The organism is Streptomyces sp. LMG1-1-1.1 (assembly GCF_040815545.1).
Classification (GTDB): Bacteria; Actinomycetota; Actinomycetes; order Streptomycetales; family Streptomycetaceae; genus Streptomyces.
Genome location: NZ_JBFPNH010000077.1, coordinates 1 through 13,793 on the forward strand (window position 1 = coordinate 1; position 13,793 = coordinate 13,793).

14 protein-coding genes are annotated in these 13,793 nt (G+C 73.0%); 4 read left to right on the forward strand and 10 right to left on the reverse strand.

Features of this window, described 5'->3' with window-relative positions; all coding sequences use genetic code 11:
- Positions 1–358: GntR family transcriptional regulator (locus MRBLMG1_RS34690; protein ID WP_367828132.1), on the reverse strand; the 358-nt coding region annotated here is incomplete at its 3' end.
- A gap of 47 nt (positions 359–405) precedes the next feature.
- Between MRBLMG1_RS34690 and MRBLMG1_RS34695 the strand changes: the two genes are divergently transcribed.
- On the forward strand, positions 406–924 hold the full coding sequence (locus tag MRBLMG1_RS34695) for a carboxymuconolactone decarboxylase family protein (RefSeq protein ID WP_367828133.1): 519 nt from the start codon (positions 406–408) through the stop codon (positions 922–924).
- Positions 921–1,682, forward strand: coding sequence for an isocitrate lyase/PEP mutase family protein (locus MRBLMG1_RS34700; RefSeq protein WP_367828134.1), 762 nt, complete (start codon positions 921–923; stop codon positions 1,680–1,682). The genes MRBLMG1_RS34695 and MRBLMG1_RS34700 overlap by 4 nt, the downstream gene beginning before the upstream one ends.
- Before the next feature lie 102 nt (positions 1,683–1,784).
- Here MRBLMG1_RS34700 and MRBLMG1_RS34705 read toward each other — a convergent pair whose 3' ends face one another.
- From MRBLMG1_RS34705 to MRBLMG1_RS34730, 6 genes are all read right to left on the reverse strand, one after another.
- Positions 1,785–2,816 carry a hypothetical protein gene (locus MRBLMG1_RS34705; protein ID WP_367828135.1) on the reverse strand — a complete coding sequence of 344 codons (1,032 nt, stop codon included), beginning with the start codon at positions 2,814–2,816 and terminating at the stop codon, positions 1,785–1,787.
- Position 2,817: 1 nt separating this feature from the next.
- Positions 2,818–3,198: a hypothetical protein gene (locus MRBLMG1_RS34710; protein ID WP_367828136.1), complete on the reverse strand. Its 381-nt coding sequence runs from the start codon at positions 3,196–3,198 to the stop codon at positions 2,818–2,820.
- Positions 3,191–4,936, reverse strand: coding sequence for a hypothetical protein (locus MRBLMG1_RS34715; RefSeq protein ID WP_367828137.1), 1,746 nt, complete (start codon positions 4,934–4,936; stop codon positions 3,191–3,193). The genes MRBLMG1_RS34710 and MRBLMG1_RS34715 overlap by 8 nt, the downstream gene beginning before the upstream one ends.
- Positions 4,937–5,152: 216 nt before the next feature.
- Positions 5,153–6,142: a malate dehydrogenase gene (locus tag MRBLMG1_RS34720; RefSeq protein WP_367828138.1), complete on the reverse strand. Its 990-nt coding sequence runs from the start codon at positions 6,140–6,142 to the stop codon at positions 5,153–5,155.
- Positions 6,143–6,481: 339 nt separating this feature from the next.
- Positions 6,482–7,024 carry a DUF3017 domain-containing protein gene (locus MRBLMG1_RS34725; RefSeq protein WP_367828139.1) on the reverse strand — a complete coding sequence of 181 codons (543 nt, stop codon included), beginning with the start codon at positions 7,022–7,024 and terminating at the stop codon, positions 6,482–6,484.
- Between the two features lies 1 nt (position 7,025).
- Positions 7,026–7,886: a bifunctional methylenetetrahydrofolate dehydrogenase/methenyltetrahydrofolate cyclohydrolase gene (locus MRBLMG1_RS34730; RefSeq protein ID WP_017239671.1), complete on the reverse strand. Its 861-nt coding sequence runs from the start codon at positions 7,884–7,886 to the stop codon at positions 7,026–7,028.
- A 250-nt stretch (positions 7,887–8,136) separates the two neighbouring features.
- Between MRBLMG1_RS34730 and MRBLMG1_RS34735 the strand changes: the two genes are divergently transcribed.
- A complete protein-coding gene (locus MRBLMG1_RS34735) occupies positions 8,137–8,730 on the forward strand; it encodes a hypothetical protein (RefSeq protein WP_367828140.1) in 594 nt (197 codons plus the stop codon).
- A gap of 54 nt (positions 8,731–8,784) precedes the next feature.
- Here the strand turns inward: MRBLMG1_RS34735 and MRBLMG1_RS34740 are convergent, their stop codons facing one another.
- The 3 genes from MRBLMG1_RS34740 to purN all read right to left on the reverse strand — a co-directional run bounded on the left by MRBLMG1_RS34740 (position 8,785) and on the right by purN (position 12,554).
- Positions 8,785–10,218 carry a DUF2079 domain-containing protein gene (locus tag MRBLMG1_RS34740; protein WP_414721708.1) on the reverse strand — a complete coding sequence of 478 codons (1,434 nt, stop codon included), beginning with the start codon at positions 10,216–10,218 and terminating at the stop codon, positions 8,785–8,787.
- Between the two features lie 166 nt (positions 10,219–10,384).
- Positions 10,385–11,950 (reverse strand): bifunctional phosphoribosylaminoimidazolecarboxamide formyltransferase/IMP cyclohydrolase, encoded by a 1,566-nt coding sequence (purH, locus tag MRBLMG1_RS34745; protein WP_367828141.1) that lies wholly within the window; start codon positions 11,948–11,950, stop codon positions 10,385–10,387.
- Positions 11,925–12,554 (reverse strand): phosphoribosylglycinamide formyltransferase, encoded by a 630-nt coding sequence (gene purN / locus MRBLMG1_RS34750; RefSeq protein ID WP_367828142.1) that lies wholly within the window; start codon positions 12,552–12,554, stop codon positions 11,925–11,927. Before purN ends, purH begins: the two co-directional genes overlap by 26 nt.
- A gap of 252 nt (positions 12,555–12,806) precedes the next feature.
- On the opposite strand from purN, the gene MRBLMG1_RS34755 reads away from it, so the two are divergent.
- Entirely contained in the window at positions 12,807–13,592 is a 786-nt protein-coding gene (locus tag MRBLMG1_RS34755; RefSeq protein WP_367828143.1) for a hypothetical protein, read from the forward strand.
- Positions 13,593–13,793 lie beyond the last annotated feature (201 nt).

The following is a 13,793-nucleotide window of genomic DNA, read 5'->3' on the forward strand; positions in this document are numbered from 1 at the left end:
CCTCGGGGCCAGGGCGGGCCTCGGGGCCAGGGCGGGCCTCGGGGCCAGGGCGGGCCTCGGGGCCGGGGGCCTGGGCGGGGGCCCGGCGCGTGGCCGCCCGCTTGGCGACGCGGGTGCCGGAGCCCTGCCGGGCCGTCAGCCAGCCCTCGGCGACGAGTTCCGCGTAGGCGTCGGCGACGGTGTTGCGGGCCATGCCGAGGTCGGCGGCGAGCGTCCGGGAGGACGGCAGCCGGGTGCCCGCCTCCAGGCGTCCGCTGCGCACGGCCTCCCGCAGGGCCTCCATGAGGCCGGCGCGCAGCCGCGGCCCGTGCAGCTCCAGATGAAGGTCGGAGCCGAAAGTGGCCCACTCGTTCGCCATGGAAATGGACCATACGCGTGCGCCACAGGGCTCGTACGGTGATCGGTATGACGACCACGACCCAGCGGACCGCACCCCCGGCCGAGTCCACCGCTCCCGCCCACGAGCACGCCCCGCGCCTCGCCCTGGCCGAGCTGCTCCCCGACTTCTACCGGGCGATGGTCCGCCTGGAGACGGCCGCGGCGAAGGACGTCGACCCGACCCTCTACCACCTGATCAAGATCCGGGCCTCGCAGGTCAACCGCTGTGCGTTCTGCCTCGACATGCACACCAAGGACGCGCTGGCGGAGGGCGAGACCGTCGAGCGGATCGTCCAGCTCTCCGCCTGGCAGGAGTCCCGGCACTTCTACACCGAGCGGGAGCTCGCGGCCCTCGCGCTGACCGAGTCCGTCACCGTCCTCACCGACGGCTTCGTGCCCGACGAGGTGTACACCCGGGCCGCCGAGCACTTCGACGAGACCGAACTCGCCCGGGTCATCGCGGCGATCACCACGATCAACGCCTGGAACCGGATCGGCGTCACCACCCGGCTGACGCCCGGCCACTACACCCCGCGCTCCGCGTGAGCGGCGGCCCGAAGGCCGCGGCCCTGCGCGCCCTCCACCGGGGGCGGGCCGCGGACGATCCCCTGGTGCTGCCCGGCCCCTGGGACGTCGCCGGCGCCCGCGTGTTCGAGGCCGCCGGCTTCCCGGCCCTCGCCACGCCGAGCGCCGGGATCGCCGCCTCCCTCGGCTACGAGGACGGGGCGACGCCGGCGGCGGAGATGTTCGCCGCCGTGGCGCGGATCGCCCGCGCGGTCTCCGTGCCCGTGACGGCCGACCTGGAGGGCGGCTACGGCCTTCCGGCGGCCGAGCTGGTGGAACGCGTACGGGAGTCCGGCGCCGTCGGCGTCAACCTGGAGGACACCGGTCCCGACCGCGCGCTCAGGGACCCGGCGGCCCACGCGGACTGGCTGGCGGAGGTGCGGGCCGCGGCCGGCCCCGAGCTGTTCGTCAACGCGCGCGTGGACGTGTACATCCGCCGGGCCCCCGAACCGGCGGAGGCGGCGGTGACCCGCGCCCGGCTCTACGCGGCGGCGGGCGCGGACTGCGTCTACCCGATCGCGGCCCCGGCGGCGGACCTCCCGCTCCTGCGCGCCGCCCTCGGCGACCTCCCGCTCAACGTCCTGGCCGTCCCCGGCGGCCCGTCCTTCGCCGAGCTCGGCGCGCTCGGCGCGACCCGGATCACCTTCGGCGACGGACTGCTCCTGCGGTCGCTCGACGGCCTCGCCGCCCTCGCGGGGAACCTCCGCGACGTCGGAGCGCTCGGGGCGCTCGGGGCCTGACCGGCAGGCCGCCCCGAGGGCGTGACACCTCCGCCAGGGGTGTCACGCCCGTCCGTACGCGCGGGGTGTCCCGCCCGTCAGTACGCGCGGGTGTCCCGCCCGTCAGTACGCGCCCGGGCGGAAGAACTCCAGGGCCACGTCGAGCCGTTCCCGCTGCTTCGGCCAGTCGGCCTCCGGGCCGGCGGCCAGGATCGCGTAGTGGTTGCCGTCCGCGGCGGTGAAGGCCCGGTCGACGACCTTGCGGCGGCCGCCGTCGCGGTCGTAGGCGTACACCAGCTCGGCGGCGTCGGGCGGGGCGCCCGGTTCGCCGGTGACCCGTTCGAGGCTGATCTCCTCGTACCCGGGCTTGTTGGCGCGGCCGTCGTCGGAGGCACCCCGCAGGGCGTCGTACGGCGTCATGCCCGACTCCTGGACGACGAAGACCTGGATCAGGCTCCGGCGGTCCGGCGCGTTGAAGAAGACGCCCTGGTCGGACTCGGTGCGGTCCCAGCCGTCGGGGACGGCGATGGTGAAGCCCTTGAGGTCCCGCTGCGCTCCGTAGCCCGGCGGGGGCACGTCGTCCGTCGGGGCCGACGGCGTGCCGGACGGCGACGGCGAGTCCGACGGGGTGCCGCCGGTCGCCGGCTCCGTGGTGGTCTCGCCGCTGTCCGGCGGGACCGAGACGGAGACCGCCGGGCCGCCCGCCCCCGGGGTCTTCGCGTCGCCCCGGCCCCAGACGAGCCAGCCGCCCACGGACCCGGCGGCCAGGACGGCCACGGCCACCCCGGCCGCGAGCGCCGTCCGCGAGCGCGGCCGGTCCGCCGCGGCGGTGCCGGGCACGGTGTACTGCCAGCCGCCCGTCTCGGGGTCGTACTCCGGCGCGTAACCCGGCCCGTATCCCGGCGTACCGCCCGGGCCGTACTCCGACTCGCAGCCAGGCCCGTACCCCGACGTGCTGCTCGGCCCGTATCCCGGCGTACCGCCCGGCCCGTACTCCGGCGCGTACTCCGGAGGCGGCGGCGGAGGGGGTACGACGGGGCCGGCGCCGTGCGGGGCGGCGGCGGGACCGGGGGGACCGCTCGGCGGCGACACCGGGCCGCGCTCCCAGCTCTGCGTCTCGTCGTTCCAGCGGGCCCCGCCCCCGTGACCGCTCATCTCACCCACCGAGCAGGGTGCCGACGGCCTGGCCGACGGCGACGCCCGAGGCGAGGATCCCGGTCACCGCGCCCGCGTCCGTGAGGGCCTGGCGCAGGCGGCGCAGCCGGCCGGCGTCCGCGCGTCCCGTGCCCTCGATCTCGTCCTCGGCGTCGGACAGTTCCTCGTCGAGGGCGGCCGTCTGCTCGGAGGGGACGACGCCCGCCAGGTCGGCTCGGAGCTTGCCGATGGCCTGGAGCAGCGCTTCCTGCAGGGGGTCGCGGTCCGGGCCGGTGCCGTTGACGGTGCTGGTGACGGTGTTGCTGTCGCCGATGGTGACGTTTCCGCCGGTGTTGGTGACGTGAATGCCGCCGCGGTCACGGGAGTTGTCGCTGTCAGCCACGGTCGCCTCCGGTCTTCGAAGTGGTGAACGTCTTGTGGGTCACGGTGTTGTGGTTGCCGAGGGTCACGTTGCCCTGGGTGTTCTCGATGAACGTGCCGCCCTCGGCGACGTGCACGATCTTCTGCTCGAACTCGTCCGTCTCGTAGCCGGCTTCGCGGAGGGCGACCGTCACGCCGTGCGCGACCCGGTCCTGCACGCTCTTCAGATAGCGGCTGACGTCCATCTCCTGGAAGAGGGAGGCCTGGTCGTCGGAGCCGAGTTCGCGGACCGAGACCCACGGGCCCTCGGGCAGTGCGTGGGCGTGGCCCGCCGTCAGCACCCGCCACAGCTGGCCGACCGCGCGTCCGAGCGTGACCAGCGCCCGCCCGGCGGAGCGCGGGGTCTGCCCGAGCGCCCACACGGCCTTGCCGACGTGGTGGTTGTGCAGGTAGCGGTGGGCGACCCGGTCGGCGTACCGGTAGAGCGGCTTCACCGGCCGCAGCACGTGCGGGGCGACCTCCAGCATCAGCATCCCGCCCTGCGTGTGGACGCGGACGAAGACGGTCGTGACGATCTCCTCGCCCCAGCCGCCGACCCTGATCCGCAGGAAGTGGCGGCGGGTCTCGCCGCCCTCCTCGATGGCGCCCGAGCGGTGTGCCTCGAACCCCTCCGGGGTGTACGGCGCGGCGGTGCGGTCCGGCAGTCCGTCGACGGGCAGGAACACGACCTCGTCGATCTCCAGTTCGCGCAGCCGGTCCCGTACGGCGGCCTGGATCCGCGGCGATCCGTGCGGGGAGGGCACGCGCAGCGCCTCCACCAGCGGGACGACGTGGCGCATGATGGCGCTGTTGTCGAGCGGTTCGGGCGCCTTGCCGTCGAGGTTCTTGCGGGGGCGCAGCTCGATGGAGAGCGACCAGGGCTCGTACGGCTCGCCGGCGCCGACGAACGGGTCGTCGGCGTCGTACATGATCAGCCGGGCGTGCTGCTCGATCCGGATCCGGTCGCGCAGCCGGCGGGAGCGGGCCCCCTCGGCGAGTTCGGCCGGGTCGGTGCCCTGGTCGGGGAAGCGCTCCCGGGAGAGTTCACGGGTGAGCGCGCGGGCGAACTGGCCGCGCTGGGTGGCCACCGCCCAGGCCACGAGCAGTGGCACGGCGAGGGTGATCCACGCTTCCAGCTTCCCGACGCCCCACATCTCCTGGGCGGCGAGGCCGACCGCCAGGTCGAGGACCTCGCCCGTGTCGGAGAGGTCGCCGAGGAAGTCCGGGTCGGACTCCTCGTCCCCGGTGACGAGGAAGAGGAGGAGCAGCGCGGACTGGAGGAACATGAGCCGCCCGTACCAGCGCAGCAGGAAGGCGGGGACGCTCCGGTAGACCGGGGTGGTGGCCGCCTTGCCGCGGATCCAGCGGGCGAGGCCGAGCACGAGGAACGGCGCGATCAGCAGGGCGATCAGGCCCTTGGTGAGCGGGATCGCGACGATCCAGAGGGCGAGGGTGCCGGCGGCCCAGGCGAGTTCGACGCGGCGGGCGCGCAGCGCGTGGGCGAGGACGCGGGTCGCGTCGTAGCCGAGGGCGGGGGCGGCGAAGCGCTCCTCGTGGACGTACAGCTGGTCGATGACCGCGTCGCGGAATCCGTCGTCGAGGTACGTGCCGGCGCAGAGCAGCCGGGTCGCCTCGCTGGAGGCCGGTAAGCGGCGCGGGTCGACGGCGGGCGGCGCGCCCGGTGGCCGACCTGGCTGCTCGGGCACGAACGTTTGCGGCAAGACTCTCCCCCGATTGTATGGAACTGTCCGTATGTCCGGCCGAGTTGGCCGATGACCGGTGGGACAGCATAGGGGAGCTCAGGGCGCCGTGTCGGCGCGAAAAAACGACGCCCCCGGGCCGCACGGTCGGTCGTGCGGTCCGGGGGCGCCGAGCTCACGGAGCCGGAACCCGGTCGGGGCAGGGCCCGGATCGGACGGCTCGGATCAGGACGTGGCTCAGATCAGGCCGAGCTCGCGAACGGCGTCGCGCTCCTCGGAGAGCTCCGCCACGGAGGCGTCGATGCGGGCGCGGGAGAAGTCGTTGATCTCCAGGCCCTGGACGATCTCGTACTTGCCGTCCTTGCAGGTGACCGGGAAGGAGGAGATCAGGCCCTCCGGGACGCCGTAGGAGCCGTCGGACGGGACGCCCATGGAGGTCCAGTCGCCCGCGGCGGTGCCGTTGACCCAGGTGTACACGTGGTCGATGGCGGCGTTGGCGGCGGAGGCCGCGGACGACGCGCCACGGGCGTCGATGATCGCGGCGCCGCGCTTGGCGACGGTCGGGATGAAGGTGTCGGCCAGCCACGCCTCGTCGCCGACGACCTCGGCGGCGTTCTTGCCGGCGATCTCCGCGTGGAAGATGTCCGGGTACTGGGTCGCGGAGTGGTTGCCCCAGATGGTGAGGCGCTTGATGTCCGTGACCGAGGAGCCGGTCTTCTGGGCCAGCTGCGTCAGCGCGCGGTTGTGGTCCAGGCGGGTCATCGCGGTGAAGCGCTCGGCCGGGACGCCCTTGGCGGCGGACTGGGCGATGAGGGCGTTGGTGTTGGCCGGGTTGCCGACGACGAGGACCTTGATGTCGTCCGCGGCGTGCGCGGCGATGGCCTCGCCCTGCGGCTTGAAGATGCCGCCGTTGGCGGCGAGGAGGTCGCCGCGCTCCATGCCCGGGCCGCGCGGGCGGGCGCCGACGAGCAGGCCGATGTTGGCGCCCTCGAAGCCCTTGTTCGGGTCGTCGAAGATGTCGATGCCCTTGAGCAGCGGGAACGCGCAGTCGTCGAGCTCCATGGCGGTGCCCTCGGCGGCCTTCACGCCCTGCGGGATCTCGAGGAGGCGCAGCTTGACCGGCACGTCCGCGCCGAGCAGGTGGCCCGAGGCGATGCGGAAGAGCAGCGCGTAGCCGATCTGGCCGGCCGCGCCGGTGACGGTGACATTCACGGGAGTGCGGGTCATGGCGATCTCCGTAAGACAGCTGGCGGTGGGGGTCCCTGCCCCTGGTGCTGGACGTCCCTTCCTGATCGACGATCGATCGGTCTGATCGATCGGTGTCTCGATGTGAAGAGATTTCCAGCGGTCAGGCTATCGGACCCGGGGCCCTGCGCACCCCCACTCCCTTGTGGTCCGGCTCACTGCCACCCGTCCGTGCGCCTCCCGGGTACCGGAATGGTCACTTCCGTGCCACAGCGCGCCGATGGATCTTGTCCCCGTACTGACACGTACATGACCCTTGAACGCGACGGCGCCCGCCCTCCCACGGGGGAGAGGGCGGGCGCCGTCGCGAGCACCGCCGGACTACGTGACCGTCAGATGGAGCACGTCCTCCAGGAACGGGATCCGCAGCCAGGGCCCCGGCTGCACCATGAGCGCGAGGAACACGATCAGGGCGCCCATCACCCCGTACGTGATCAGGTCCGTGAAGCGGGACCGGACGGCCAGCATGCCGACCGACGGCAGCACCTGGCGCAGTACGGCGCCCAGCAGGAGCGCCGCCCCGACCAGCATCACGCCCACCCGGAAGGCCTGCGGGAACGGGTCCGTGCCCACGACGACCAGGCCGAGCCCGGCGAGACCGAGGACGGTGAGCAGCGGCCACTGCCGCGCCGGGGCCGGGGCGTCGCCGGGCGCCGCCCGGCCGCCGCCCTCGGGCCGCGCGGTGTCGGTGGTCAGCGACGGCGCCGGCCGCTTCCACGGAGCGCGCGGGGGCCCGGCCTCGGCCCCGCCCTCCGCGGCGGTCGCGCCCTCGGCGGGGTACGGGGTCCCGGAGGCGGCCGCGTCGTCCGTCGCCGCGTCCGCCCCGGCCGGGTTCCCGGGTGCCCCCGGGGTCCCGGAGGTCACGTCAGAGCGCCGCGGCCGCGCGCTCGGCGGCCTCGACGACGTTGACGAGGAGCTGCGCGCGGGTCATCGGGCCCACTCCGCCCGGGTTCGGGGAGATCCAGGCGGCCACCTCGGCGACGCCCGGGTCCACGTCGCCGAGGATCTTGCCCTCGCCGTTGCGCGAGACGCCGACGTCGAGGACGGCGGCGCCCGGCTTCACGTCCTCCGCCTTGATGAGGTGCGGGACGCCGGCCGCCGCCACGATGATGTCGGCGTTGCGCAGGTGCGCCGAGAGGTCCCTGGTGCCGGTGTGGCACTGGGTCACGGTCGCGTTCTCGGAGCGGCGGGTCAGGATGAGCGGCATCGGGCGCCCGATGGTGACGCCGCGGCCGACGACGACGACCTCGGCGCCGTTGATCTCCACGCCGTGGGCGCGGAGCAGGGTGACGATGCCGTTCGGCGTGCAGGGCAGCGGGGCGGGCTCGTTGAGCACCAGTCGGCCGAGGTTGGTCGGGTGCAGGCCGTCCGCGTCCTTGGCCGGGTCCATCAGCTCCAGGATGCGGTTCTCGTCGATGCCCTTGGGCAGCGGGAGCTGGACGATGTAGCCGGTGCAGGCCGGGTCCTCGTTGAGCTCCCGTACGACCGCCTCGATCTCCTCCTGGGTGGCGGTGGCGGGCAGCGTGCGCTGGATCGAGGCGAGCCCGACCTGCGCGCAGTCGCGGTGCTTGCCGGCCACGTACTTCTGGCTGGCCGGGTCGTCGCCGACCAGGACGGTGCCGAGGCCGGGCGTGATGCCCTTCTCCTTGAGGGCCGCCACACGGACGGTCAGATCGGACTTGATCGCGGCTGCGGTGGCCTTGCCATCGAGAATCTGGGCGCTCATGGAGACATCCTCCCGGATGACCCCCGCCTTGTTCCAATTCGCTCCCGCCGAGGACTCCGTCATCCGGAGCGACAGGTTGCACTTGCACAACTCCACCACGTATCGACTGGACAAAAAGTCGACGGTACGACAACGATGATCCGCGCAGTACCGCGGAAAGTGCCGGGGGGAAATCCGCTCAAATGCCGTGAAAGTCCTCCGCGCGGGCCGCGTCGTCCCCGCACAGAGAAATTCACGGAGGAAACCCGCGATGAGCTTCGGCGACCCGAACAACCCTTACGGCCAGCAGGGCCAGGGCCAGCAGCCCGGCTACGGCTACCCGCAGCAGACCCCCCAGGGCGTCCCGCCGCAGCAGGGCGGCTACGGCTACCCGGCCGCTCCGCCGGTCTCCCCGTACGGCGGCGGCTACCCGGGCGCGACCATGGAGATGCCCGGCGGGGTGAAGGCCGCCCGCGTGATGCTGTGGATCACCGGCGCCTTCAACCTGATCGGCGGCCTCGCGATCATCGGCCTGTCCTTCGCCGTCGACAGCGAGCTGGAGAAGTCGGGCGCCTCGTCGGCCGACGCCGAGGCCTTCGCCGACTTCGGTCAGGGCCTCCTGATCGTCGCGGGCGTCATCTCGCTCGTCTTCGCCGCCATCGGCATGGTGCTGGCCGCCAAGTTCCGCTCCGGCGGCAACGGCGTCCGCATCGGCTCGATCGTCTACGCCGCGTTCGCCGTGGTGTTCAGCCTGTTCTCGCTGCCGCTCGGCATCGTGAGCCTCGCGCTCGGCGTCCTGATCATCGTCTTCACGGCGAAGTCGGACGGCGCGGCCTGGTTCAACCGGAACAAGCAGCAGTACTGAGCCTGACGCGGTGAGGGGCGGGATCCGTTCGCGGATCCCGCCCCTTACCCGTGTTCACCGCCGCTTCAGGACCGCGAACCCGTCCGAGCGGTACGTGATCTCGTACCGCGCCTCCGGATGCAGTTGCGAAGCCAGCCGCTCCGGGTCCGACACCTGCTGCGACCAGCCGCGCAGGTCGAAGGCCAGATAGTCCGGGTCGGCACCCTTCGACGTGCCCACCCAGTAGACCCGGTGGTCCGCCGTGAGGTGGGCGAGGAGCGAGACGTCGGCCTCCACGCTGGCCCCGTGCGGGACCGCGTCGACCGCCGCCCGCGCCTGCTCGGCCCGGGTGTCCGTGCGGTACGTCTCCGACTTCAGCAGCTCCCGCAGCGGCAGGTTCGCGGCGAGGACGAGCGCGACCGCCGTCGCGACGGGGACGACCACCTTCCCGTACGAGGCGAGCCAGGCCCGGGGCGAGGTGCGCACGGAGCGGGCGGCGTCCACGAGGGCCAGGAAGACGATCGGCATGAGGATGGCGCTGTAGTGCCAGTGCATGCCCCAGTGGTTGGCGTCCTGGGAGAGGAACCGCCAGCCGAGGGTGGGCAGGACCAGCAGGATCAGCGGGGAGCGCAGGGCGAGGAAGCCCGTGATGGCGAGCAGGTAGAAGACCATCTCCCAGCGCTCGCCCGAGGCGAGGGCGTCCCCGATGACCTGCCCGAACGAGGTCTCGGTGCCCTGGCCGGTCTTCTCGATCTTCGACCAGTAGTCGTACTGGCCGAGCCGGCTCGCCGCCGGGATCAGGACGAGGACCGTGAGGGCGAAGGCCGCCACGCCGAACCCGGCCAGTGCGGCGCCCAGCCGCTTCTGCCCCTTCAGGAAGAGCACCGCGCCGACCATGGCGACCGTGAGCCCCATGTCCTCCTTGACCAGGACGAGCGGGACCGACCAGGCGGCGGCCGCGGTCCAGCGGCCCAGGAGCAGGGCCCGGCACGTCAGGGCGAGCAGCGGGACGGCGAACGCGATCTCGTGGAAGTCGGACTTGACCGCCTCCTGGAGGCCCCAGGACAACCCGTACGCGATGGTGAGCCCGATGCCGGCGGCGCGGCTCCCCAGGATCTGCTGGGTGGTCCGGCCGACCACGACGGCGGACCCCGCGAACAGCGCGGCCTGGCCGAAGAGCAGGGAGACCGGCGAGGGCCAGATCCAGTACAGCGGCGCGAGGAGCGCGGTGACCGGGCTGAAGTGGTCCCCGAGTATCTGGAAGCCGGGGCCCTTGATGTCGACGACGGGGGCGCGGAACTCGGCGTACGCCCGGACGGACTGCCCGAAGATCCCGAGGTCCCAGGAGGGCGTACGGAAGTGCGTGTACTGCACCCAGGAGTACAGGAAGTACAGGCCGCAGAGGACGCCCGCGAGGATCAGGTACGGGCGCAGCGGTGCCGGGGAGAGCCCGTCGGACGGCTCGGCCTCGGTCGGATCCGCAGCGGGCCTGTTCAGTACGTCCAACACCACGTCCCCCACTACCGGCGGCCGACAAAAGAGCAACCCATTAGACCAGAGTCCACCCGTTCGGCGGATCTGTCGCCGCCGGGGCCCGCGGGGGCACGCCCCACGCGGAGGGCCCGCCGGTACGTGTGACGTACCGGCGGGCCCTCCGTCCGCCGCGGCGCGGGGATCAGTGGAAGAAGTGGCGCGTGCCGGTGAAGTACATCGTCACGCCCGCCTTCTTCGCGGCCTCGACGACGAGCTCGTCGCGCATCGAGCCGCCCGGCTGCACGACCGCCTTCACACCGGCGGCGGTGAGGATCTCCAGGCCGTCGGGGAAGGGGAAGAAGGCGTCGGAGGCGGCGTAGGAGCCGCGCGCCCGCTCCTCGCCCGCGCGCTCGACGGCCAGCTTCGCGGAGTCGACGCGGTTGACCTGGCCCATGCCGACGCCGACCGAGGCGCCGTCCTTGGAGAGCAGGATCGCGTTGGACTTGACCGCGCGGCAGGCCTTCCAGGCGAAGGACAGCTCGGCGAGCTCCTCGGCGGAGAGCGCCTCGCCGGTCGCCAGGGTCCAGTTCGCCGGGTCGTCGCCGTCGGCCTGGAGGCGGTCCGTGACCTGGAGCAGCGCGCCGCCGTCGATGGGCTTGACCTCGACCGGGTTGGCCGGGGCGCCGTCGGCGCGCAGGACGCGGATGTTCTTCTTCTTGGCGAGGACCTCGACGGCTCCGTCCTCGTACGCCGGGGCGACGATGACCTCGGTGAAGATCTCCGCGACCTGCTCGGCCAGCTCGACCGTCACCGGGCGGTTGACGGCGATGACGCCGCCGAACGCGGACAGCGGGTCGCAGGCGTGCGCCTTGCGGTGGGCCTCGGCGACGTCCGCGCCGATCGCGATGCCGCACGGGTTGGCGTGCTTGATGATCGCGACGCAGGGCTCGGCGTGGTCGTACGCGGCCCGGCGCGCGGCGTCGGTGTCCGTGTAGTTGTTGTACGACATCTCCTTGCCGTGGAACTGCTCGGCCTCGGCGAGGCCGCCCGTCCCGTCGACGTAGAGCGCGGCGCCCTGGTGCGGGTTCTCGCCGTAGCGCAGGACGTTGCCGCGCGTGTAGGTGGCGCCCAGGAAGTCGGGGAAGCCCGAGTCGTCGGCGGCGGCGTAGTCGTCGGCGAACCAGGAGGCGACGGCCACGTCGTACGCGGCGGTGTGCTGGAAGGCCTCGCCGGCCAGGCGCTTGCGGGCGGTCAGGTCGAAGCCGCCGGCCTGCACGGCCGCGAGCACGTCGGCGTACCGCCCGGGGCTGGTGACGATGGCCACGGACGGGTGGTTCTTCGCCGCGGCGCGGACCATGGACGGGCCGCCGATGTCGATCTGCTCGACGCACTCGTCCGGGGTGGCGCCGGAGGCGACCGTCTCGCGGAACGGGTAGAGGTTCACGACGACCAGGTCGAAGGGCTCCACGCCGAGCTCGGCGAGCTGCTCGCGGTGCGATTCGAGGCGCAGGTCGGCGAGGATGCCGGCGTGCACCCGCGGGTGGAGGGTCTTGACGCGGCCGTCCAGGCACTCGGGGAAGCCGGTCAGCTCCTCGACCTTGGTGACCGGCACACCGGCGGCGGCGATCTTCCCGGCCGTGGAACCCGTGGAGACGAGCTCGACACCGGCCTCGTGCAGACCGCGGGCCAGCTCTTCGAGCCCCGTCTTGTCGTAGACGCTGACCAGCGCGCGGCGGATGGGCTTAACGGTGTCCGTGTTCACCGACATGAACCTTTCGTCCCTCAATGCGGTAGCCGTGCCGGGCGAGACGCCCCACGACGTCGACGAGCAGCGAGCGCTCGACTTCCTTGATGCGCTCGTGGAGAGCGTCTTCATCGTCCTCGTCCCGCACCTCGACCACGCCCTGGGCGATGATCGGGCCGGTGTCGACACCGTCGTCGACGAAGTGGACGGTGCATCCGGTGACCTTCGCGCCGTAGGCGAGGGCGTCACGCACCCCGTGGGCACCGGGAAAACTGGGCAGCAGGGCCGGGTGGGTGTTGACCACCTGGCCGTCGAAGCGGGCGAGGAACTCCTTGCCGACGATCTTCATGAAACCGGCCGAGACCACGAGGTCCGGTTCGTACGCGGCGGTGGCCTCGGTCAGGGCGCGGTCCCACTCCTCGCGGGTGGCGTGGTCCTTGACCCGGCAGACGTAGGTGGGCAGCCCGGCGCGCTCGGCGCGCTCCAGGCCGGCGATGCCGTCGCGGTCGGCGCCGACGGCGACGACCTCGGCCCCGTACCCCTCGGGGTCGGCGGCGATGGCGTCGAGGAGGGCCTGCAGATTGGTACCGGACCCGGAGACCAGGACGACGAGGCGGGCGGCAGCCACTGGGTCACTCTTTCCGTGGTGTTTGTACGGTCGTACGAACGAATCGTGCCGCTCGATACGGGGAACCCTACGAATGGCTCGACCGTCAGCAACGATACCGGCACACGGGACGGCCCCCACGGGACGGGGGCGGAGCAGGGCGGTAGCGTCAGGGTCCGACGCCTGACGATCAGCGCACAGCGGCGGACGAGACAGCAGTGGAGACCACGGGTGCGGCCGTGGTCGCGACGACAGAGGGAAGACGTTCAGCAGATGCCGGAACGCCAGTCCACGAACGACGACAACCCGTTCGCACCGCCGCCCGAGGGCCGGCCGGACCAGCCGTGGCGGCCGCGACGGCCGGAGGGCTCCGACGACGAGTCCGGCACCCCGGACGCGTCCGACGGCCGCTGGAGCCCGCGCCAACCGGGCCCCTCGACGGACGGCTTCGGCCGGGGACCCGAGCGGCAGGGCGGCGGCCAGGGCGGTCCCGAGGGCGGGCCCGGCCGGAGCGGACCCGGACGAGGCCAGGGGCTCCGCTGGGACCCGACGGACCCGGCCCAGCGGCGGGCGCGGTACGCGGTCCTCGCGGGCATGTGGGCCTTCTTCTTCGCCATCTTCGAGATCCCGGAGCTGGCACTGCTGCTCGGCGCCCTCGGCCTCTACTGGGCGATCAGCTCGCTCCGCGCCAAGCCGAAGCCCCCCGCCGACCTGTCGCCGACGTCACAGCCGGCGCCCCAGCCCTCGGGACAGGCGCAGGACCAGGGCCAGGTTCAGGGCCGGCCCGAGGGAACGGTCCCCGGCCAGGGCCCCGCGCCGGTCCGGCCGTCCGGGCAGGGCGCCTCCGCCACCCCGGTGCGCTCCATGCGGACGGCCGCGATCAGCGGTCTCGTCGCGGCGAGCGTCGCCCTCATGATCGTCGCGGTCGGCTTCACGATGCAGCTCGTCTACAGCGACTTCTACGAGTGCCGCGACGACGCCCTCACCCACGCGGGCCAGCTCGCCTGCAACGACCTCCTGCCCAAGCCGCTGCGCGCGGGCTTCGGCGTACGGGAGTAACCCGGGCCCGACCGGCAGGATCCCGACCGGCTGGATCCCGACCGGCAGGACAGCGTCCCCTCGGCAGGACACCGCCTAGTAGTGCTTTGTTAGGTGGTCTTGTCGTGGTGGGTGGGTGGTAGTTCGCTGGCTGTATGAGGGCTGGGGAGCTTGCTGCGGTGCGGGGCCGGTTGGAGGAGTTCGCGGCGGAGGTGTTCGCGC